At 38.5% G+C, this 22,007-nt stretch carries 24 protein-coding genes; 14 read left to right on the forward strand and 10 right to left on the reverse strand.

Going from position 1 to position 22,007, the window contains the following annotated elements:
- The first annotated feature begins 1 nt into the window (after position 1).
- The gene (locus ACKWCF_RS07405) at positions 2-1,096 is read left to right on the forward strand and encodes an MraY family glycosyltransferase (protein ID WP_409480072.1); all 1,095 of its coding nucleotides are present in this window, start codon (positions 2-4) and stop codon (positions 1,094-1,096) included.
- Between the two features lie 187 nt (positions 1,097-1,283).
- Entirely contained in the window at positions 1,284-3,302 is a 2,019-nt protein-coding gene (locus ACKWCF_RS07410) for an O-antigen ligase family protein (RefSeq protein ID WP_409480073.1), read from the forward strand.
- A 5-nt stretch (positions 3,303-3,307) separates the two neighbouring features.
- Here ACKWCF_RS07410 and ACKWCF_RS07415 read toward each other — a convergent pair whose 3' ends face one another.
- A complete protein-coding gene (locus ACKWCF_RS07415) occupies positions 3,308-3,940 on the reverse strand; it encodes a S1-like domain-containing RNA-binding protein (RefSeq protein ID WP_409480074.1) in 633 nt (210 codons plus the stop codon).
- A 154-nt stretch (positions 3,941-4,094) separates the two neighbouring features.
- On the opposite strand from ACKWCF_RS07415, the gene ACKWCF_RS07420 reads away from it, so the two are divergent.
- A complete protein-coding gene (locus ACKWCF_RS07420; protein ID WP_409480075.1) occupies positions 4,095-4,490 on the forward strand; it encodes a hypothetical protein in 396 nt (131 codons plus the stop codon).
- Positions 4,491-4,501: 11 nt separating this feature from the next.
- Positions 4,502-4,999 (forward strand): helix-turn-helix domain-containing protein, encoded by a 498-nt coding sequence (locus ACKWCF_RS07425; protein WP_409480076.1) that lies wholly within the window; start codon positions 4,502-4,504, stop codon positions 4,997-4,999.
- A gap of 10 nt (positions 5,000-5,009) precedes the next feature.
- Here the strand turns inward: ACKWCF_RS07425 and ACKWCF_RS07430 are convergent, their stop codons facing one another.
- Positions 5,010-7,277 (reverse strand): alkaline phosphatase D family protein, encoded by a 2,268-nt coding sequence (locus ACKWCF_RS07430; protein WP_409480077.1) that lies wholly within the window; start codon positions 7,275-7,277, stop codon positions 5,010-5,012.
- Between the two features lie 237 nt (positions 7,278-7,514).
- Here ACKWCF_RS07430 and ACKWCF_RS07435 point away from each other — a divergent pair, with 237 nt between their 5' ends.
- Positions 7,515-8,792, forward strand: coding sequence for a hypothetical protein (locus ACKWCF_RS07435; RefSeq protein WP_409480078.1), 1,278 nt, complete (start codon positions 7,515-7,517; stop codon positions 8,790-8,792).
- On the opposite strand, the gene ACKWCF_RS07440 is transcribed toward ACKWCF_RS07435, so the two are convergent.
- Together ACKWCF_RS07440 and ACKWCF_RS07445 are read right to left on the reverse strand one after the other, a co-directional pair.
- A complete protein-coding gene (locus ACKWCF_RS07440; RefSeq protein WP_409480079.1) occupies positions 8,755-9,234 on the reverse strand; it encodes a hypothetical protein in 480 nt (159 codons plus the stop codon). The two genes, ACKWCF_RS07435 and ACKWCF_RS07440, sit on opposite strands and share 38 nt — an antisense overlap.
- Before the next feature lies 1 nt (position 9,235).
- Entirely contained in the window at positions 9,236-9,766 is a 531-nt protein-coding gene (locus tag ACKWCF_RS07445) for an RNA polymerase sigma factor (RefSeq protein ID WP_409480080.1), read from the reverse strand.
- A 49-nt stretch (positions 9,767-9,815) separates the two neighbouring features.
- On the opposite strand from ACKWCF_RS07445, the gene ACKWCF_RS07450 reads away from it, so the two are divergent.
- The 4 genes from ACKWCF_RS07450 (at position 9,816) to ACKWCF_RS07465 (ending at position 13,287) form a co-directional block, all read left to right on the forward strand.
- Positions 9,816-10,454: a hypothetical protein gene (locus ACKWCF_RS07450; protein WP_409480081.1), complete on the forward strand. Its 639-nt coding sequence runs from the start codon at positions 9,816-9,818 to the stop codon at positions 10,452-10,454.
- 20 nt (positions 10,455-10,474) lie between these two features.
- The gene (locus ACKWCF_RS07455; RefSeq protein ID WP_409480082.1) at positions 10,475-10,753 is read left to right on the forward strand and encodes a heavy-metal-associated domain-containing protein; all 279 of its coding nucleotides are present in this window, start codon (positions 10,475-10,477) and stop codon (positions 10,751-10,753) included.
- A gap of 18 nt (positions 10,754-10,771) precedes the next feature.
- Entirely contained in the window at positions 10,772-11,158 is a 387-nt protein-coding gene (locus ACKWCF_RS07460) for a hypothetical protein (RefSeq protein WP_409480083.1), read from the forward strand.
- A gap of 65 nt (positions 11,159-11,223) precedes the next feature.
- Positions 11,224-13,287 carry a sodium-translocating pyrophosphatase gene (locus tag ACKWCF_RS07465; protein ID WP_409480084.1) on the forward strand — a complete coding sequence of 688 codons (2,064 nt, stop codon included), beginning with the start codon at positions 11,224-11,226 and terminating at the stop codon, positions 13,285-13,287.
- A 250-nt stretch (positions 13,288-13,537) separates the two neighbouring features.
- Here ACKWCF_RS07465 and ACKWCF_RS07470 read toward each other — a convergent pair whose 3' ends face one another.
- Positions 13,538-13,831 (reverse strand): peptidylprolyl isomerase, encoded by a 294-nt coding sequence (locus tag ACKWCF_RS07470; protein ID WP_409480085.1) that lies wholly within the window; start codon positions 13,829-13,831, stop codon positions 13,538-13,540.
- Between the two features lie 59 nt (positions 13,832-13,890).
- Here ACKWCF_RS07470 and ACKWCF_RS07475 point away from each other — a divergent pair, with 59 nt between their 5' ends.
- From ACKWCF_RS07475 to ACKWCF_RS07485, 3 genes are all read left to right on the forward strand, one after another.
- On the forward strand, positions 13,891-14,370 hold the full coding sequence (locus tag ACKWCF_RS07475) for a Dps family protein (protein ID WP_409480086.1): 480 nt from the start codon (positions 13,891-13,893) through the stop codon (positions 14,368-14,370).
- Between the two features lie 44 nt (positions 14,371-14,414).
- Positions 14,415-15,611 carry an MFS transporter gene (locus ACKWCF_RS07480; RefSeq protein ID WP_409480087.1) on the forward strand — a complete coding sequence of 399 codons (1,197 nt, stop codon included), beginning with the start codon at positions 14,415-14,417 and terminating at the stop codon, positions 15,609-15,611.
- Between the two features lie 147 nt (positions 15,612-15,758).
- The gene (locus tag ACKWCF_RS07485; protein WP_409480088.1) at positions 15,759-15,950 is read left to right on the forward strand and encodes a hypothetical protein; all 192 of its coding nucleotides are present in this window, start codon (positions 15,759-15,761) and stop codon (positions 15,948-15,950) included.
- Between the two features lie 19 nt (positions 15,951-15,969).
- On the opposite strand, the gene ACKWCF_RS07490 is transcribed toward ACKWCF_RS07485, so the two are convergent.
- Positions 15,970-16,713, reverse strand: a complete 744-nt coding sequence (locus ACKWCF_RS07490; RefSeq protein WP_409480089.1) for a 3-hydroxybutyrate dehydrogenase — start codon at positions 16,711-16,713, stop codon at positions 15,970-15,972.
- A gap of 82 nt (positions 16,714-16,795) precedes the next feature.
- On the opposite strand from ACKWCF_RS07490, the gene ACKWCF_RS07495 reads away from it, so the two are divergent.
- On the forward strand, positions 16,796-17,485 hold the full coding sequence (locus tag ACKWCF_RS07495; RefSeq protein WP_409480090.1) for an alpha/beta fold hydrolase: 690 nt from the start codon (positions 16,796-16,798) through the stop codon (positions 17,483-17,485).
- A gap of 68 nt (positions 17,486-17,553) precedes the next feature.
- On the forward strand, positions 17,554-18,504 hold the full coding sequence (locus ACKWCF_RS07500) for a hypothetical protein (protein ID WP_409480091.1): 951 nt from the start codon (positions 17,554-17,556) through the stop codon (positions 18,502-18,504).
- Positions 18,505-18,510: 6 nt separating this feature from the next.
- Here ACKWCF_RS07500 and ACKWCF_RS07505 read toward each other — a convergent pair whose 3' ends face one another.
- The 4 genes from ACKWCF_RS07505 to ACKWCF_RS07520 all read right to left on the reverse strand — a co-directional run bounded on the left by ACKWCF_RS07505 (position 18,511) and on the right by ACKWCF_RS07520 (position 21,983).
- Entirely contained in the window at positions 18,511-19,320 is an 810-nt protein-coding gene (locus ACKWCF_RS07505) for an alpha/beta fold hydrolase (protein ID WP_409480092.1), read from the reverse strand.
- 18 nt (positions 19,321-19,338) lie between these two features.
- The gene (locus tag ACKWCF_RS07510) at positions 19,339-20,265 is read right to left on the reverse strand and encodes an alpha/beta fold hydrolase (protein ID WP_409480093.1); all 927 of its coding nucleotides are present in this window, start codon (positions 20,263-20,265) and stop codon (positions 19,339-19,341) included.
- A 145-nt stretch (positions 20,266-20,410) separates the two neighbouring features.
- Entirely contained in the window at positions 20,411-21,184 is a 774-nt protein-coding gene (gene tsaA / locus ACKWCF_RS07515; RefSeq protein WP_409480094.1) for a tRNA (N6-threonylcarbamoyladenosine(37)-N6)-methyltransferase TrmO, read from the reverse strand.
- 7 nt (positions 21,185-21,191) lie between these two features.
- Positions 21,192-21,983, reverse strand: coding sequence for a TrmH family RNA methyltransferase (locus ACKWCF_RS07520; protein WP_409480095.1), 792 nt, complete (start codon positions 21,981-21,983; stop codon positions 21,192-21,194).
- Between the last annotated feature and the right edge of the window lie 24 nt (positions 21,984-22,007).

Genomic DNA, 22,007 nt, shown 5'->3' on the forward strand with positions numbered 1-22,007 from the left:
AATGATGTTAGATTTTATTAGGCCTTTTTTTTACAATTACTACTTTTTAAGCGGCTTTGCTTTTTGTTTGGCATTTTTAGTAACTTTAAAAGCAGTGCCTGCCGTGATTAAAGTAGCTGAATTAAAGCATTTATTTGATGAGCCTGATCAACGAAAAACTCATATACATAAAACGCCAACATTAGGGGGCGTTGCTATCTTCGCCGGATTAATTATTGCTTTTTCGTTGATTAAAGATTTTCGAAATTTAACAGATGTTAAATATTTAGTTCCAGCTTTAATCATCATTTTCTTTGCCGGTATTAAAGATGATATTTTAGTTTTAACCCCGATGAAAAAGTTAGTAGCTCAATTTTTTGCAGCATTCCTAATTGTGTTTTTGGGTAACATAAAAATTAATAGTTTTTATGGTTTGTTTGGCCTTCAAGAGATGCCAAGTGCTGTTGCCATAGTATTTACAATCGTAGCTATTATTACAATCATCAATTGTTACAATTTAATCGATGGTGCTGATGGATTAGCTGGGAGCCAAGGCGCCTTGTCCGCAATTACCTTTGGGCTTTGGTTTGTTGCGACTGAGCATTGGTCGTTGGCATTCTTATCTTTTGCGCTGGCAGGAAGCTTAGTCGGATTTTTAGTATTTAACTGGCAACCGGCTAAGATTTTTATGGGTGATACGGGAGCAATGTTAGTAGGTTTTGTTCTGTCTGTTTTGGCCATTCATTTTATCGAGTTGAATAAGGCTTTAATTGCTATTGAACCACAATATTGGATACATGCTTCTCCGAGCGTAGCTATCGGAGTTATGGCCATTCCTATTTTTGATATGTTACGAGTTTTTGGTCTTCGTGTTTTAAAGAAGAAGTCACCATTTAATCCAGACCGAACTCATTTACATCATCTTTTTATTGATTTGGGGTTTAGTCACCGTCAGTTGGCAAGTATTCTGTTTGTTTGGAACTTGTTAGTAATTCTAATTTGTTTTGGGTTGCGTGATGCTAAATCGTCTTATCTACTGTTAACTCTAATTGGAATTGTCTTTGTTCCATCGGTTATCTTGTTAAAAGTTCGTAATCATAAAGTAAAAATAGGCTAACTAGACTATCTAGACTTCAGGCTGTTTAGTTGATGCCAGACTTTAATTTTTTGCTTAGACTTTTATAGGTATGAGCAAAAAAAATTACATAAAAGCCTCCGAAAGAAACGCAAATAAAAATCAAGCTAGCGAACGAAATGAACCGTTGTCTGCATTGCAGCTAATGACTTGTTTGTTTGTAGTGATTATGCCGTTGCTATTTTGTAAGTGGAATGATCAGTCGCCATTTGAGATGATCAAAGCCTATTTCTCTACGATCGTTATTTCAGTGATCGCCGGATCATTTTTGATATCTCGCATTTTAAAAGATAAAATTGAAATTCGCTATAACATGTGGGTTTGGGGATTATTAATTTATATCTCTGCATATATGTTATCATTCGCATTTGCAGGGCACTATTACAGTTCACTTTGGGGAGTTTTAAACTTACCAGCAGGCTCTGTGATGACGATAACAACATTTGTTGTTATGTCATTTGTTACTGTTCAGATTTTCTCACATGAACATTCATTAAAAAAATTAGCGGCCTGTTTTGTACTTTGTGCTTTTTTAATGTCGCTTTACGGGATTCTGCAACATTTCGGTGGGGATCCAATTAACTGGTGGGTTTATAGCGCCATGAGAGAGCGTGCGCTTTCTACAATGGGGCAGTCGGTAGGTTATGGAACTGTTCTTGGTTGTTGTTTACCATTGTGTTTTGCTTTTTTAATTACTGCAAAAGATCGCCTTAAGGCAGTATTGTGGTCATTTGCCTTTGTGTGTATGAATCTTGGAATTCTTTATTCGGGTTCACGTTTGCCGATCTTAGCTTACTTTTTAACGATGGCGATCTTTTTAGGTTTTCTGCTCATATTTAAAAGAAAATTACCAACAATCAGTTGGAAAAGAATCGCCGCAGCTTATGCTATTATTATTTTAGCAAACGTAGCATACTTTGCAGAGCCTGGTATGAATGCGCTTCAAAACAAACTAGGAGCTCAGCAAATCAAAGAAGGTTACGGCACGCGCTTTGTAGTTTGGGGAACTGCATTTGAAATGTGGAAGAAACACCCTTGGTTAGGTGTGGGCCCTGAAAACTTTGGCGAAGAGTTTAATCACGTGCAAACTGTCGAGCAAAACTACGGTGAAAGCTGGAACTTGATTTGGCATAAAGCTCATAATGAGTTCGTTCATTATCTTACAACAACGGGAATTATAGGTTTTGCAGCTTACTTTTGGCTGATTGTTTTGATGTTTATTCCAGTTTTTAAAATTTTGTACCGCAAAGAATGGGAGACTGATTACATTTTTACGGTAGCTCTTTTAGGTGGCTTTGGATTTCTATTAGCAACGCATATGACAGCGTTTAGCTTTATTCCAACTTTAATGTTTTTCTACCTGTTTCCAGCGATGAACTTTAGTTTTGCCAATATCGAAAAAACTAAAATCATTGAAAATAAATTACCAAACGCAGGTCGTTGGATAGCAGCTTCGGCCGTTGTTGTTTTGGCGGCTTTTATCATATTCAAAGTCAGCAACGTTTGGACAGCTGACATGGATTACAATGATTCACGTCGCGCGCTTGTGGCTCAAGGTAACTTTGATAAAGCCAACGAGTTATTAGAAAGAGCTATTAGTAAAAATCCAGGAAATGCTGAATATTGGTGTTTCCGCGCTGATATTTATTATAACTTTTTAGCGCGTTCACTTCGTGAGACGGGCCCTCAAGCAGAAGCTAAAAAACGTGGCTTGTTCGGTGAAGTTATTAAGTCGTCAGACACATGTGTTGCAATGGATAGTCGTAAATCTGATTTATGGCGCGCGCGTGGCACATTATTCATGTCGCTTTCGCAAATGGTTCCGCAAATGTTAGAGGGTAGTTTGCAAGCGTTTAAAAAAGCTGTCGAAGTATACCCAAATAATCCGTATAACCACATCAGTGTAGCTGGAGTTTACCGCCGTAAAGGACGTAATGACTTAGCTATTCAAGAGTTACAAACGGCTATTAGTCTTCGACGTGATATTATCCCAGCTTACGCAGATCTTTTAAGTATTTATTATCAAGATAAACGCTACAAAGATATTCAAGATCTTATCAACGCAGTTCGTGCGTTGAATATTATGAAGTCTGAATTTGGTCCGCAGATGCCAGTTCTTGTTAAGATGGCCCGTGATAACAATGATCTTCAAACGGCAAAAGCATTTGAAGATATAATGAAACAATAAAAAAACTATTTAACTAAAGAAATGCCCTCATCAGAAACACTGATGAGGCGCTTCTTGTAAAGACCACCAAGCGCCATCTTGTATTTCTTCTTACTCGCACCAAATAATTCATAAATCTTTTCAGGGCTCGTTTTGTCGTTGATCGCTAAAAAACCACCGGCTTTTTTAAGCTCAGTCATAATTTTTTCGCTGATATCACCTGTGTTATGATGACCTGGAGCACGCAATAAAAGATCAATCTTATGATCTTCGCGAATCTTCGCAATGTAACCCTTAGTTTGTGAACCGGTTTCTAATTTTTGAAAAACTTCGTTTTTATAAAGCATTCCAATTTTAGCGCCATCAATAATACACTTATAACCAAGCGGAGTTTCTTTAATGATGTAAAGATCAACTTCGTCATTTTGATTATAACCAGCAATATCGTGGTTGGCGTGCTTTTCTAAACGCATTGAAGCCCATAGGTCGCTTCCGTCAGTGTACAAAATAGCCATAACTTCAGCGCCTACAGATAATTTGTGAGATTGCTCAGAAGAAGGCATGAAAAACTCATTTTTATCTGCGTCTTCTAGGATAATTTCATGAGAGTTCATCTGTGTTACAAATAGATTAAGAAAAGTGCCTGGTTTGTGAGTCATTCAGAGGTGATACAGCCTAGGCCTTCGAAAGTAAAAGACTCCTTGTGTTTTTGTTTTGAAATATGTAAAATATATGTAAATTAATCATCTTTAAGTCGTTTATAACGCTTTATAGTGAAAAAGTAGTCTAGCAACTAGTAATTCTGAGGAAAATATGGCAAATTCTAGAAAGAATGGTCAACCATTGACCAAGGCTGCCGATAAGAAAAAGAGCAGTAAAAAGAAGAAAGCGCTTTCTGCAAGTACCGCAAATCATCCAACGAAAGTGGAAGCGGTAGATTTGAAGGCAGCGGCTGCAGCCAGAACTGGAACTTTGTTGTTTGATCCACACTTGTATAAGCGACAGACGAGCCGCAAGGGTATTACGGATATGGATATTGAGACTGCATTAAAAAGATGTCGTCGCGATTGGAACAGAGATCGTTTTCATCAGCAAAAGAAGGTGTGGCAGTACAGTTTGATTGGTCAAAATGTTGATGGACAAGAGATTTGTATTGGCGTCGAAGTACACGGAAATATTTTAGTCGTAACCGCGTATAGAGTTAAGTAAAGGAGGATCTAATGGAAAAAGTAATCAAAAATTTAAAGTGGGATGGCTTTGGCTTTCCAGTTGTTTTTTCAGAGATTCCTGCGATTAAAATTAATGGAAAATTAGTGCCTAATGTAAATTGGAAGATGGTAAGAACTTTCGTATTGGCAGCTATGTGTGCTCAACAAGAGACAGCCCTTACAGGTCATCAAATTCAATTTATTCGAAAGCATTTTGAAATGACGATTCGTGATTTTGCAAAGTGGATTGGAGTTTCTCACTCTATTGTTGTTGAGTGGGAAAAGCATTGTGCGAAGCCTGCGAAAATTGAATCTCATACTGAATTTGTATTACGCCTTTATGCAATTAAGAAATGCCATGATGATAATTTGCCAATTGAAGCTGATAACACGATTGAAGCTGCAGTTGAGAGCATAAAGCTTGATGTGTTGAAGAAAAAAGATGGCCCGACCAAGCCATTTCCAGTAAGGCAGCTTTCTCCAAAATTCGCTATGGAAGCAAATTTGTGACGTATGTGAATTATCCGTGAGAAACATCTGCAAGAATTTTCACGGGAAGATCATGGTCTTCAAAAATATACTCTGCCTTTAGCTGTCCAGATTTTGTTATCTCGACAACTACAAAGTTTCTTTCAGAAAGGAAAAATACATTTTCTGCCATTGCTAAAGGTTCAGTCATTGGTAGTTTTGCTTTTTTAGCTCCAGTTGTTAGTTTTTCAACTAAGCTTTCCATCGGTGGATAAGAGATCGGTGATGATGTAATTTGCGGAATGTTTTTATTATTTTTATTTATTTTGATATTAGAGTAACCTCCCGTATGAATATCTCCACACAAAAGAACAGTTGATCTTTTAATTAATGAAATTTTTGTAAGTAACCAGCGCAGCTCATTTTCGTTGGTTTCTGAACTCCATGAATCTTTGACGTCGTCGTCTAGGCCTGCTACTTCGTCGATAATATGAGCCGCCTCTGCAAACGAAAGAGTTAAGATCAGTAGCGAACATAGCCATACTGGAAATTTGATTAACGTGTCTAAACCGAAAAAATCTCCCGGTAGTCCGTACCAGAAAAAGATAATATAGGTTAAGAATATAGATGGTAGTTTTATTGCTTTTATTAGCCAGTTAGGTTTTGTTTCCTTACTTGCTACAGTGAAAGTAAGCACTTGTGCTATAATCATAGTAGATAAAAGTAATTTGATATTAAAAATATTTTCTAGAATAAATTTATGTACATCTATTGGCAGACTTTCTAGGTTTATGTGTGGGTAGTATCCGAAAGCTGCAATTGATGTATAGAATACGCCTACACCCAGAAGAGACCATCTTAAAATTTTTCTTATCTGTTTGAAATCAAAACTAGAGTCAAAGAAAGATTTAGCTAAGTAGAAAAAACACATGAGTGCAAATAAGCCGGAGCTTAAAAAAGCAGAGATGTTTGGCTCTGTAATTTGTAAAGCTAGAAAAATGATTAGAAAAACAAAGTTCCAAGCTAAAACTTTTTTGAAGGTAACTCCGTGTCCTAGTATCTTCCAAGAGCCCCAGGCAGCATTGGCCAAATTTCCAATTGTGGCTTCAATGTTTGCATTAATTCTTGTTACTGTGACTGGCGAAAGAAGAAAAAGAGGTGAATCATTTTCGCTTAACAAAAACTGTTCAACTTTTTTCTTAGAAGCAGACGAGAGCATTTCTTTTCTTTTTGAGTTTCTTTCCGATCTTAAATCGAAAGCGATTATCGAGTAGTTTGAAGTATCTAGTTTGAAAGAATAATTGCTACTTGGTGTGTTTTGCCCTGGATTGCGCACGGCTTGAAATGCAAAGAAGGCTTTAGATAGGTCTACTTTGTAAGCGGTCCAGTGTTCATTAAGTTCATTACCTTTAAAACTATCACTTCTTGATCCGAAGCCATCGTTAAGATCATGGTCATCCCACATAAGAATACTCGGCACCTGGGCTAGGGTTTGTTGATATGCTGGGTTTGACCAGAATTGATGATAAGTTTGCTTGATCATTCGAAAGCGTTTATTTTGATCAAGTTTTTTGTACTTTTTCATGTAGCGTTCGAAAGTTTCGTCCATGTAAACTTGGTCGCCGCCTAAAACACAAAGTTCTATGTTGTCATTTTGAACGCGATCAAGCGCTTTCGACCACATGTTCCAGGTTTTAGCTTGGCCATTGGCTTTTTCCCAAGCATCTATACCGTGACAACTCATTGAAATGATCTTTGCGGATTCTTTTCTTTCGTCGCTTTGAGTTTTAAATTTAAAATCTTTTGCCCAGCTTGTTGAATATTCTTTTTCATCTACTTTAACAATGTATGTGTACGTTGTATTTGCTGTGAGTGCAGTTGGCAAAGTTTCAGCTAGCCACGTGTTAAAATCTACATCAACGATTTTGCCAGTGGCAGTTGTAATATGTTTGCCATTTTCAAAAACCTCGATATTAAGGCTTTTAACATTATGATCAAAGCACATCCAAAAACCTATGGATTTCGGTGTCGCCCTACATAAAAAAGGCCCTAATGTTGGCAAAGCTATGTCACTGTCTTTGGTTTTATTTGGAGGAAGAAGTCTTGTTAGAAGTTCAATTGTGGTTGCGTAAACAATGCTGATCAATAGTGGAAAGCGAATGAGCAGCCATCCCTCTTTTTGCGCATCAATGGGGCTAAGCACGAGACTGAGTGCAAAGAAAAACGCAAGAGATACAATGATTCTCATGACATTTTTAAGATGTGCTTTTTGAAGCCAGTTGTTGATGCCGTGAAGGTATGAAATAATCGTGTCTTTCATTCGGAATTCCTTTTTGGTTGCCAATTTAATATTAGGCAGGTTGATTTCTTCTTGTAAATAAAATATTGCCTTGTCGAATTGAGATAGCTCAAACTTTGAGCCGTTTTAAATCGTAACATTAAGGAAGTTTGATGCTTTAAGCGTGTGCGATGATATTTTCTCTGAGATTTTTTCTTTGCATCGGCTTATATCTTCTAAGATAATTTATGGGGAATCATCTTAGCTACTGAAATAACTATGGGTAAAACGTCAATTTTTCAAAATAAACTAGAGCTTTTTCTTTTTGTGATCGGCATCGCTTTAAGCCTATTGATGTTTAAAACCCTAATGATCCATACCGATAACACCCAGCTGATGGATAAAGTGATGCAAATCAAAACCACAGGCGAGTGGATTCATCACGGTAATGCCGCAACAAAAATGGGCGCTTTGCCAGGTAGCTTTCTAACAGCCGTTACAGCTGTGCCAATGATGATCTGGTTTTCGCCCTATGCAGCTTGCGCGGTGATTTTACTTTGTCATTTGCTCGCGTATTTTTTTCTTCGTCATATTGGTTACAAACTAGATACAAATTTTAATCCGTTACTTTTAGTGATTTTCTTTTGGTTAAACCCATGGCGAGTCGAGCAGTCTGAACTATATAACCCAGGTTATTTATTTTTATTCTCGGCGATTCACTTATGGAGCATCTATCAGTTGCATGTTAACCCAAAATCCTTCTGGGGAAGTTTTTGGTTAGCCGTCGGCATGGGCTTTTGCTTTCAGGTGCACTTTTCAGTTTTAATCTTAGGAATTAGCTTTTTATATTTATTCTTCGCAAAAAAAATCAAAGTAAATTACCTAGGCTTAGCCTCTGGTATTTTCGTGATCGGTCTGTCATTAATTCCGTGGTTTTTACAAACGATGGCGCACAAAGAAACCGTTCTTCAACCAGCATCTGATACTTTCTTAGGTAAAAACTTAGTGCTAGTTTACCCAGTGATTAAAGCGATTATTTATTTCTTTCGCATGGGATCAGTTTATTTTGGTCGCCACATTTTTTCAGAAATTACGTTTGATTGGATCACGATCGTTTGGCTTAAAACGGCAATTTATTATTTATTTCATGGCTTAAAGTGGGTGTTAGCGTTAGCAACACTTATTCTGTCGTTTCGCTTTTTCTATAGCCAGTACCGAACGTATAAAAAAGAATTTAAAGAACGTCCGTTTATCGATCACTATCTATTTTCATTATTCTTAGGCGTAGTCGGAGCTGCCTCATTATCACCGGTAGAATTTAACCACTGGCATTTTATTTTATGTCTGCCAGCGATTTTGCTGTTTATTGCCTTAAAACCACAGGGCTATTTCTTTAAAGCTTGGGATAAAAATAAGAATCTGATTTTAGCTACTACAGCAGTGGTATTTATCGCGTGGAATATTTTTGCAAGCTTAGGCAGTCGTTCGCATTCGTATTTAAACGACTACCATCGTGATTTTATGAAGCACTATAATGTGACGAGCGAAGCCCCGTAGCTGAAGCTAAAGCCGCTAACGATCCCACAATCCATAAAGCAAATTCAGCTAAATGAATATCTGGCGCCTGCATCCAGAAAAAACCAGATGTGATTGAAAGTAAAATTCCTGCAAAAATATATTTATGCGACATAAGCCATTCTTTCTCAGTCACTTTTAACGGAAACCAAATCGCTGAAAAACTGACTAATGTTAAAAAAGCACCACAGGCCATTTGGCAAAATTCATGTGACACTTGCATAAATAAACTCGTTAGACCGTAGTGGCCTTGACTGAATAAACCAAGACCAAACTGCGGACAAAACGCCATCACAAAAGCTGTAGCTGCCGCATGAATAAAAAATAAACGGGGTAAAAATTTAAAAGGATTTACCTCAGGAAAAATATCCTGTTTTAAATTCTGGAGAATTTTATTTTTGGTTTTGAAATCAAAATTTTCCATATCATCCTTTAAGTTTCTGAATCGCGCGCGAAATAATTTTTCGCACGTTAGTTTCTGTTACATCTAAAGCCACAGCGATTTCGTGAAAGTCTTTTTCAGCGAAATAGCGCTGTTCTAGAGCGGATTTTTCTTTAGCGTTTAGCTTGTTAGCTAGGGTTGATAAATCCAACTCTTTACCCTCTTGCTCATTAATAGGGTTGTAAGCCTGGTTTTGTGACAAATCGGCGAATAATCCGTAATCTTTCATATAATCAGCGTAAATAGCTGATTTTTTTAAGTAATCTTTGGCTTCAGATTTTGTAATGACAAATAGCCACGCTAAAGGCGAATAATCGGGGTTATATTTCTCACGTTTATTATAAATCTGCGTATAAACAATTTGAACGATATCTTCGCCATCTTGGGCGCTGATCCCTTTTTTGCGACAGTAAGCAAATACCAGATGAGCTGTTTCGTTATAAAACAGTTCTAAGAACCGGGATTGCTCTTTAGAAGTAGGGGCATTTTTAAGATCAATTAAATAATTTGTCACAAATTTAAATCCTGATCCTAGTAGATAGTGAAAGGGCGTAGGTCGTCAAATGTTAACAAATAAAATTAAACTTCTTTTCTTGCCGCTAATTTTTTCAAGTTTGCAAGCTATCGCACATCCAGTAATTTACAAAGGCGGATTTGATTTAGAAACAGAGTCTAGTCCAATGATGTCTAACATTATGACGGGCTATACTTTTCACACGCAGGCTTCTGCAGGCTTTGAATATTTTAAATTTGCACCAATGAGTTTACCAGGAGCCCGTGAATTTTATTTTGCTAAACTAAATTACCGTCCATTTCGCTGGAACGAAGTCGATAGCCAAGGAAATATTTATTTAAGCGTCGGTGCCGGTAACCAACGTAAAGATAATGAGCTTACAAGCTCTTCGATCGGTGAATTTCACGCCGACTGGGAAAGCCGCGATTACTATGTTTCTGGTTTTCAAAAATACATCTCACAAAAAGACGAAGATCCTTTATGGTTATCACGTGCCCGCGTAGGTTTTTCACCATTCAGAGCCGATTACAACGATATAAATATTTGGTTTATCGCACAGTTTGAAAAAATGAACGGCGAACACTGGGAGACAACTCCGTTAATGCGCACCTATTTTAAAAATATTTTGTGGGAATTAGGCGCAAGCTTAAACGGAAATTACCAATTTAACTTCATGTTTCATTTATAAAATTATAACAGGAGAATTATATGAAAAAACTTTTTATCGCGACATTGTTCTTATCATCATTAGCCTTCGCCAAACCTTTAACAGGCGAAGTCCATGTTAAAGTTAAGGGAATGGTTTGTGCCTTCTGCGCTCAAGGTTTAACAAAAACTTTTAAAAAGATGCCAGAAGTTGAAAAGGTGAATGTAAGTTTAGAAGAAAAATTCGTTCACTTAGTTCTTAAAAAAGACGCGTCTTTAGAAGATACAAAAATCATCGAAGCGATTAAAGAGGCCGGTTACGAAGGAACTATTAGTAATTAATTTTACGTAGGAATTTTTATGCAAAACTATCAACGTGGATTTAAAGAAGGTGTTGTTGCTCACTTAGGTTTATTTACCTCGATGAGTACTTTACTTTGTTGTGCTCTTCCGGCTTTGTTAGTGAGTCTCGGAATGGGTGCTTCAATGATTACTTTGACCAATGCGATTCCCCAAATTACTTGGATCGGAGAAAATAAAATTTACGTTTTTAGTTTTGCTTTTATTATGCTTACCGCAAGCTCGATTTTTACCTATAAAAATCGCAATGCCCCTTGTCCGATTGATCCAAAATTAAGAGACGCGTGTCTTCGCGGACGTAAATACTCAAAAATTGTTCTAATTTTAGGCTGGATCTCTTTAAGTGTGGGCTTTTTCTTTGCATTTATAGCTCAATTATTGACTTAACCCATCGAAATCACTACTTTTTGTGTATCTAACATAGATCTAGATACTACAAGGAGAAAAACCACATGAATTCAACTTACTTGATGTCTCCAGTAATTGCTGGGGTAGTCGGTCTTGTGATTGCGGCCATTCTGTATTTCAGAGTGAAAGCGCAACCATCAGGAAATGAAACAATGAACAGAATCGCAGGCTACGTTCGCGAAGGTGCGATGGCTTTCTTAGTACGTGAGTACAAAGTTTTAGCTGTGTACTGTTTAGTTGTTGGCGCACTTTTATGGTACGCTTTAGGAACTATCGCAGCCGTTTGGTTTATCGTTGGTGCCTTCTTATCTTTATTAGCAGGTTTCGTAGGAATGAAAGCGGCTACTTACGCTAACGTTCGTACAACTCAAGCTGCAGCAACTTCTACAAAAGGTAACGCTTTACTTGTCGCTTTAGATGGCGGCGCGGTTATGGGTTTATCTGTAGCAGCACTTGGCTTAATCGGTTTAGGTCTTGTTTACAAACAATACCAAGGTGACGCTCACTTAGGTACAATTCTTCACTCATTCGCAGTAGGTGCTTCTTCGATCGCCTTATTCGCGCGTATCGGTGGTGGTATCTATACTAAAGCGGCTGACGTAGGTGCAGATATCGCCGGTAAAGTTGTTGAAAATATTCCTGAAGATGATCCTCGTAATCCAGGCGTTATCGCTGATAACGTGGGTGATAATGTGGGTGACGTTGCGGGTATGGGCGCAGACATTTATGAATCAATGGTTGCGGCTATCGTTTCTGCAATGGCTATTGCTTTAACAATCGCAGCTATCGATCTTCCAAAAATCATGGTTGATACAGCAGCGACTCCAGAGTCAGCTCGCAGTATGGCTGTTGGTCTTCCGTTAGTATTATCTGCCATCGGTATGGTTATTTCTATCTTAGTTATTTTCTTAGCTCGTGCTTTGAAAAATTCTAAGCCAGCCACTGTATTACGTGCTTCATTAATGTTACCTCCAGTTATCTTAACTGTTGTTTCATTCGTATTTATGCCGATGATCGGTGTTACACAAAACGTAACTTGGGCTTTAGCTGCTGGTGCGTTCGGTGGAGCAATTATCGGTTTAGTAACTGAGTACTACACAGCGATGAAACCAATTCGTTTAGTTGCTGAAGCAGCTCAAACAGGTGCGGGTACTGGTGTTATCCGCGGTCTTGCTGTGGGTATGGAATCAGTTGCAATTCCAACACTAGTTGTTGTGATCGCAGCTTATGTTGCTGATCAATGTTTAGGTTTATACGGTATCGCTCTTTCAGCAGTTGGTATGTTAGCTGGTACTGCAGTTGTAATGACTGTAGATGCTTACGGTCCTATCGCTGATAACGCTGGTGGTATCTCTGAAATGTCTGGTCTTCCATCTAACGTTCGTGAAATCACTGATGAATTAGATGCCGTTGGTAATACAACAGCAGCTATCGGTAAAGGTTTCGCTATCGGTTCAGCTATCTTAACAGTTGTGGCGTTATTCTCTGCTTTCAATATGGAAGTGAATCACGTTCGTGAGTCTGCTGGTTTAGCAAAAATGCAATTAGACTTAACGTCTTCTGGCGTATTGATCGGTATCTTATTAGGTTCAATCCTTCCATTCCTAGTTGGTTCTACAACTATGACAGCAGTAGGTCGCGCAGCAGGTAAAATCGTTGTTGAGATCGCTCGTCAGTTCAAAGAAATTCCAGGTTTACGTGAAGGTAAAGCTGAACCACAACCGGCTAAAATCGTAGATATCGCAACTTCGGCTGCGTTATACGAAATGATTTTACCAGGTATGATCGCAGTTGTTGCTCCGGTGTTGTGCGGTTTCATCTTAGGCCCTCAAGCATTAGCTGGTTTATTAGCTGGTGGTATGGCTGTAGGTGCTGCGATGTCATTATTCATGGCCAACGCAGGTGGCGCTTGGGATAACGCTAAGAAATTTATCGAAAAAGGTGGATTACCAGGTCATAAAAAAGGTTCTGACGCTCACAAAGCGGCCGTAATCGGTGACACTGTTGGTGACCCGTTCAAAGATACATCTGGTCCTGGTATCGCCATCTTAATTAAAGTTATGTCGGTTGTGTCTTTATTAATCGCACAACTAATCGCTTTAAAATAATTAGATATCTAAAAATCTGATGATTGAAAAAGAGAAGCTTTCGAGCTTCTCTTTTTTTTTGCTTGGAAGTTCAGACAACAATGGCCCAGAGCTGAGCTAGTTTAAAAATTTTATTCTTGAATTCGGTTTACAGTATAAATCGAAAATACGAGAGATCGAAAAATCAACTCTTGCTCTAGGTCCACATTGTGGACTGAAATACAGAGCGAATATTGCATCGAACTCCTCTGTTGGCCGCGCCTGGCATTTTTTAATAGCGTTGAATCAGGTGATAACCAAAACGCGTGCGCACGATACCTGAGGTTTGGCCGGGCTTGAGCATTTCTAAAGCTTCCATAAAGTCAGAATCGACATTCTTTTTACCCTTTAAATTACCTAAGTCTCCACCTTGGGGCGCCGAGGGACACTGGCTGTATTTACGAGCCAGCTCTTCGAAGTTTTTACCATTTTTAAGATGTCTTAAAACGTCTTCTGCCGCGATGCGGTCGGGCACTAATATATGGCGAGCATTAAGCGATAGGGATTGTTTATCAGAAGCTGACATTTGTTTATGATATTGCATAATAAAAGTATCTAAAAGGTTTTTATTTTAAGGAGGCCAATATGGCTAAAAAACAAATCGAAATTGGTATTTCAAATAAAGAACGCAAAGCTATTACAGATGGCCTTTCAGCGCTTTTAGCTGATAGCTACATGCTTTACATTAAAACTCATAACTTTCACTGGAATGTGGAAGGTCCAATGTTTAACACGCTTCACACGATGTTTATGGATCAATACACCGAACTTTGGAATGCTTTAGATACTTTAGCTGAACGTATCCGTGCTTTAGGTGAATATGCTCCGGGTTCGTATAAACAATTTGCGGCTTTAACTTCAATTGAAGAGTCTGACAAGGTGCCAAAAGCCGAAAAAATGATCCAAGAGCTTATCAAAGGTCATGAAACGGTGATCCAAACGGCACGTAAACTTTTACCGATTTGTGATGAAGCGCATGACGATGTCACAGCTGGGGTCCTGACTGATCGTTTAGAGATTCACGAAAAGACTTCGTGGATGTTAAGATCATTATTAGCTAAGTAATCACTAACACCTTTCTCACACTTAGCTAGCAGGATGCTTTTTAAGTGGATGACGTAAAACAGATTACCGGAAAACTTTGGTTTAGCTATGTGGAAGCCCTATTAACAAGTCTTGTTGTAGGGTTTGCCGAAACTTACTTTGCAGCCTTTTCTTTACAACAGGGAAATTCTCCGCTGCAATCCGGATTGTTAGTCAGTCTTCCGCTGATCTTCGCTGCTATCTTGCAATTTGCCCTGCAAACAAAACTTAAAAATGTGGGGCTTTCGTATTTCGTAAGCCGTGCATTGATGATGCAGTCGCTGGCACTTCTTGGTTTAGGCTGTTTATCTTTAATCAAAACAGACTGGTCGTTTTTCTACCTCATGTTTTTCTATTCGATTTACTGGCTTGGACATTTTAGTATTCAGCCAGCCTGGAATCGTTGGATTTCAGATATTATCCCGTTAGATGAAGGGCAGAATTATTTCTCACTGCGCACGCGTCTTTCACAAATTGGAATTATCGCAGGTCTATTCGGTGGTGGAGCTATGCTTCACATGGATATGTTGGGTGTACCTGAGAATTATTTATTCTTTTGGTTATTTGCTGGTTGTTTTGCTTTGAAAATTTTAATCGTGCAGTTATTCAGAAAACATCCACCACACAATAGACCGCTGTTTTTAGATAAAAATCATTTCAAAAGTTTATTTACTCAGAACACTGAATTCTTTAAACGTTACGCGACCTTTAATACGGCGTTATTTATTTCAGCGCCGTTTGTAGCAGCGTACTTATTGTCAGTTCGTAATGTGGGATATTTTAATTTTATGTTGATCACCGGATCACTTTTCGTTGGAAAAGTGGTGACGACTTATTATTTAAAACACGCGAAAAAACAATTTGATCCGCATCAGATGTTAGTAGTGGGTGGCTTAGTAGCGGGACCACTTCCGATGTTATGGCCTATTTGCCAAAGCGTGCCTTCGATGATGATCTTGCAACTTGTATCCGGTATGGGCTGGGCCAGCTGGGAGATGGGTTTATCGTTATATTTTTTCTCACGCATTCAAGGCGAGAAAAAGATCGAACTTGTAAGCCTTTATAATTATATCGGCGTCTTTACTCAGGTGATCGGAACGATCTTAGGGGCCCTGGTTTTTAGCCACCTTTTAGGAAGAAATTTCGACATCCTTTTTGTGGTGGCCGGCATTATCCGCTTTATAGCGGTTTTAGGCTTAAGAAAACCTCGTTTAGTTTCATGAGTGCCAGGTCCTATTTCTTGTTGCGTATAGGCAAGAAATAGGACCTGGCACCTTTTATCGTCTAAACTTTAGCTATTTGGGTAGATATTTTACCTCGTTCATTTGGCTATTTCGGAAAGCCCGGTGATCGGGTAAAACTACGTTTCGATGAAACGGTTTAAGGTTATCTCAATCATTATTTTGATTCAGACGTTAGCTATGGGGTTAGCTTTCGGTAAAACAAAACCAACCATTTCAGGTCTATCTTCTGGCGCCATGATGACGGTGCAATTTCAGTTAGCTTTTCCAGAATTAATTTCTGGGGCGGGTATCGGTGGGGAACCCGTTTTTAGCTACTGAGATTTGTCTTTAAAGCTACTTAGCCGCCCCAGCCACCAGAAATGCTAAATGATTCACTCGTGATTGTGCTTGCGCTTGGTGAGCATAAGAAATAAGTCAAATCAGCCACTTGCTCCGGAGAAGTTAATTTTTTGATGTGCTGAGCTTTCAAAAATACATTTTTTAAAACTTCGTCTTCGCTTAAGTTATTTAATTCCATTTGTGATTTAACTTGGTTACGCATAAGCGGCGTATCAACAAATCCAGGGCAAATATTATTGACGGTGATTCCGAATTCGCCACCTTCAATCGCCATAACTTTACTTAAACCATGAACGCCGTGTTTGGCAGCCACGTAAGCTGATTTAAATGGGCTGGCTAATTTACCATGCACAGAGCTGATGTTGATAATGCGTCCGTACTTTTTTTCTTTCATATCTTTAAAAACAACTTTAGAACATAGGAATGTTCCAGTTAATAAAACACCGATTAATTGGTTCCATTTTTCAATCGGAAACTCTTCAATCGGACTCATAAACTGTAAACCACAATTGTTCACTAAAATGTCAGCAGAACCCCACTTGTCTTTAACTTGGCGGTAAGCTTCAATGACCGAGCTTTCTTGGCTGACATCACATTTGATAATAGGAAAACCTAGATCTTTTTCAGGTACGTTAAGATCCCAACCAATGGTTGTAATTTTGGCAGCGATTAGTTTTTGCGCTATAGCTAATCCGATGCCACTAGCAGCTCCGGTCACAATTGCGATCTGATTCGAACTCATAGAATTTCCTCTTATTTTGCAGAGAGTTTATAGCTACTTTTTGTTGAAAGTCCAGACAACATAGTGTTTTGTCTTATAAATAATGGAAATTTTAGTTCACGGACAAATCGATCAAAATACAAAAAACATCGTTGTGCTACTTCATGGCTTTCCAGGCATCACAACTAGGCAAAACCGGGATTTAGCGCCGCTATTTTATGAAAAATTGGGTTGGCCTTCGGTCATTATTTTTTATCCCGGGTTATCCGTAAATCCTGGTAAGTTCACTTATACCGAAGCTTACGCTTTGGTTACAAACACGATTAAGGGATTTTTAGTGAAAAATCCTGATCTTAAAATCCACCTTTATGGACATAGCTTCGGTGGGTATTTAAGTTTACGTTTAGCTAAAGATTTTACTAAAAATATTGAACAGATTTTTTTACTTTCTCCTTTATTGCACGAAATTGATCCTACGTTTTTTAAGGAATTGATTGATAAGTTATATACTGAACAAAGTTATCTTGAACGCCATTCGTTAGAAACTCTTTTTGAAGATTATCACAAATTCATTGTGGGTTATGATCCGGCCGAACTTAAAAACTATCTTCGTTCAAAACGGGTTAAATTATACCAAGCCAGACTTGATACAATCACGCCAACAGCAATTGCTCTTGAGTTTGTGAAAAATACGGCAATTGATTACGAAGAGTCAGAACAAGATCATAGTTTTTTAACTGACCGCACAGAGGTTTTAAATAAAGCTTTAGACTTTTTTAAACACCAGGAGTGATCATTGAAATTTTTATAAGTAGAAGACCAAAATAGGCTATTACGGTAAATCTGTGATAGGTTGCGGCCATGAAAATAAAATCACTTATTGCGTGTCTGGTTCTATCAGTTATCACTTTTGTATCTATTTTTGTTCATGCTGAAGATGAAGCCGTAAAACTTAAGTCTTTTAAAATTAAAAATGGCCAGTATATCGCTTATGAAAGCCATATCGCCGATCAAAGTAAATCGACTTTAATTTTACTTCCGGGTATTAACCGCGGTCTTGATTCAAGAGACGAAGCTATTCGTTTAGCGCGTAAAATGAAACTGAATTTTGTGTCGCTCCATTTTAGTTTGCATCCTGAATCTTTACTAAAAATTCCTGCTGGCGAAACACCAGCTTTTAAAATTCAATCTTACTCATCAGCGACTTTAGCCAATGAAGTGGATGCTCTAATTACGGGTTTAAATATTTATAAACCTATTATCATCAGTCTTTCTTACAGTTCTACAGTAAGCACTGAACTGGCTAAGACAGGCAAATACCCTCTAATTATCGAAACTGCGCCGATGATTCGTTTTGACGAGTCAGACCCTCAAGGTGGAGCAGTTACGGAGTTCTGGACATCATTTTTTAATTTAAATCCGTTTTTAGGGCCGTTCTTTTCGTCATACGTTATTAAAAATACATACACACAGTATTGGAATTCGAAATTGCCTTCGATCTTAGCGTCGTATCCTGAAACCGAGCCTGTAAAGTCATTAATGGTTTCAGCTTACACCGAGTTATCTTACGCGGCCCACGGTTTTGATTTTCGCAAACAAAAGTTTAGCGAAAATACGGTTCGCTTTTTTATGCTAGGCGAGCAAGAGTTAGAGAATCGCTTAGAATTACAAAAAGAGGCTGTTAATATTTACCAGAATTCAACAGCTAGAGCGGATGCTTTTGTTGTGGTGCCAAAAGCTGGTCATATTCTGCCATCGGATGCACCAGAGACTTACTTACAAATTCTAAAAGCTTTTGCTGAAAATTACTAAGAGTTATTAAATAAAAAGAAAATCCGAAAATGTTTTTACAAACAGGCTCGGATTTTCAACATTTCCGCAGTGACCGCAGCCTGATAATGTTTCAAATTGACCCTGCGGCAAAAGTTTCGCTAATTTTTCAGATTCATCTTTAGAGAGTAAGTTATCAAATTCGCCGTGAACTACTTTAACAGGATGTTGAACCGGTTTTAATGTTTCGCGAACATCTAAGCCATCAAGCGCTTCCAGCACTAAATGACCTACCGCTTTAACGCCGCTAAAGGCATCGGCCACAATAATATCTTTAAAGAACGGGCTTTCAGCATTGTTGTTGTAAATCGTTGAGCCAATCACCACGGCCGTTAAATTTTTATCAACTTTCATAGCTTCAAAAGCTTGAATCATCTCACTGTTAAATTTAACACCTTGAGCGCCAACCGGGTCTAATAAAAAGGCCTTATTGAAAAGCTCTGGAGCCTTTGCCAGCATGAGAGCTGCAATCAAGCCACCAGTTGAATGGCCCACAATATTAATTGGTCCTGAAAGTTTTAGTGAGCGAATAAGATCGATAAAATCAGTGGCAAAAGCATCCATCGTGACATCAGCCGCAGCACGGGGAGCTTCGCTCTGGCCACAACCTCTGAATTCGGCACAAATGACTTGGCCGTGATTTGAAGGGGCATTGCGAGTTTTAAGAGTTTCAACCGTTGGTATCCACCAACGATTTGAAGCTAGATTTCCATGAATAAAGAATGTTGTCTGAGGAACTAGATTAGGAAAAACATCATAGCTAATTTTGTAATTTTGCGATGTCGTAAATAAAGCCATGAGATTTTTCTCCTCTAGTTAGTGCCCTTGATAGGCTCCGTTAACAATTGATTCGATGATATTTGCAGCTTCTGCAGGTTTACTTTCAGGAATTTTATGTTCAGAACCTTCTAAGATTGTAAGACTTGCTTTGGCTTGAGCGGGAACAGCATCCCAGAATTTAGTTAAAACCTCACGCGGGATGTACTGGTCTTTTTCAGCAATGATTAAATGCACAGTGTTTTTCGGGAAACGCTCAGCTTCGTCTGCTGCGCGAAATTTGCGAATACCTTGAGTCATTCTAAAAACCGCTTCTAACTTTAAAGGATTTTCAAGAACAACGGGTTCAACAAGCGGGTAAGTTGTATAACAAATTTGGCGTAAATAGTAATCGTAGATTTGATCGTTCGTAGCCGGATTAAACGGAAAGTATAGGCGAGTTAGCGCTACTTGATATTTAATGTAGGCATCTTGTTGTTCTAAGGCTTCTGTGTACGGCGCCATTAAGACTGCATTTTTAACTGTTTTTCCGTATTTGTAAGAATACGCCGCTGCGATACCACCGCCGTAAGATAAGCCCACGATATTGTAAGGGGCTTTTAATTTGGTCGTTTTAAGTAGGTTATAAAGATCTTCAACTTGATCAGTGTAAGCATAAGGCTCCGGTTTTACGCCGTGGCGTAAAAGAGTTTTTCCCATGCCGTCCATATCGTAACGTAAAATACCTAAGCCTTTTTTCTTAAGCTCAGTTGTTAACTGATTCCACTGTGTTGTCGAGTAGGTTAGACCATTGAGAAGAACCACGACTTCTTTATTTTTCTCTGGAGCTGTGTAATCGACGTAAAGTTCTTTAGTTTTAATAGAAACAAAACCTTGAAAGTTTTGTGTAAGATCAAAGGCCAACGCCGTTGAAAAAGTAAATAGTGAATAAATGACGATAAATACATTAAGCGTGCGTTTTTGCATGGACGAATCCCCCTCTGAAGAACGGTCTTAAGAACGGCTAGATAACTAGCATAAACACCCTTCAGAGACACTGTTTTTTCGCAATCAACGCGGTTTTGAGGCTTCGGGTTGTAAAACCTTTAGGGCCGTGCGATGGATAGTTAAGCTATTGAAAAGATTTAACAAATAGGCGGTGAATAGCTTTATCTTGGTATTGGTCTTCAGCTGATGCTAAGTCTTCATCGCTATAACCCGTGCGGATTCCTAAGATCGCAACAGTATCGTCTTGAACGATAAAATCAATTCTCCATGTGCGGTACGCTAAGATCCAGTAAGACTGGTTAAATTCAACACGCTTTTTCTTGTCATTGGTTGGATCATATTCTAGTTGGCGATAAATAAATGATTTAATTTGTTCTAAATCAGAATTTTGATTTTCTAAATACTCTAACTGTTCAGAAGCTAACGGCGAAAATGTAATACTCATTTTAGGAGTCACACTTGATTCAAGCCATTCGATATGGGCATCTTCAGCCACATCTGATTCTGGGTGAAAAGGTTTAATATCTAAAATCGGTGTGCCGTTTAAAATATCATTCGGCCCGATATAAATATTTAAACCTTCAACTTTTTCTAATTTCACAAGCGACATGCCGATCGGATTTGGCCTGTACGGAGCGCGCGTTGCAAACACACCGATTTTTCTATTAGATCTAGGAGTTTGAACTAAAGGCTTCCAGTTTTCATTTTTATGAAAAGCGTAGATAATCCATAAGTGCGTGCAACCGCCAAGATCTGTCAGGGCTTGTTCGAAATTCTGTCCGTTATTTAACGTGATCACAGCTTCTTGCGATAAACCATCGGGTTGACGTGAAGCTTGGTAGGGTTCAACCTGGTCTGATTTTAAAACTCCAATAGGATTAAAAGTAATTGGAGTCATGCTAGATTTATACTTTAACTTGTTGTTCGTTAAATTGTTTACGCCATTCGTAACCAGCGATAGCTGCGGCCACGCCTGCGTTTAATGAATTTTTAATTCCAAAAGTAGGAATACGACGAACTTCAGTGGCAATTTCTAATTGATCTTTATCTAAACCAAAACGTTCATTACCGATTAAAAAAGCTGTAGGTTTATCAAAGTTAAAATCAACCGAGATATCTACGGCTTTTGGCGAAGTCTCTAAAGCAATGATTTGGTAGCCTTCTTTGATTAATTGATTTACGCACTCAACAAAACTTTTTTGCTCCCAGGCCACGACAAATGCAGCCCCTAAAGCGGCACGCTCAACCTGGGGTTGGTGAGGAGTTGGGGTATAACCGGTTAACCAGATTTTTTGCGCCCCTAATGTATCAGCTGTTCTAAAAATAGAACCCACATTAAAAGCTGAGCGCATATTATCAATAACAAATACTAACGGAACACGAGCTGTGACTAAATGATCGCGGTCAGTGTTTGTTACTAAGAATTCATCATCAGCCATACCTTTTTTAAGATATCTTTCAAAAGGCACGGCAATTGTTGATAAATGACGAAGTGTCATGGTCGGCGTTAATGAATCTTTGTATTTAGATAATTTTTGTAAGATAGGATCAGATGAATTTGCAAGAGCACCGATTTGCATGATCAGCTCTTGTAAAAACATCTGGTCATATTTGCCATCAGATGAATCTTGTTCAATGCCGACAAATAATCTGTGAATCTCTTCTACTTTTTTCTTATCGTTAGACTGTTCACTCACGTGCCAGGTCCTCTTTCTTGTTGC

The organism is Pseudobdellovibrio sp. HCB154 (assembly GCF_046267985.1).
Taxonomy (GTDB): domain Bacteria; phylum Bdellovibrionota; class Bdellovibrionia; order Bdellovibrionales; family Bdellovibrionaceae; genus Pseudobdellovibrio.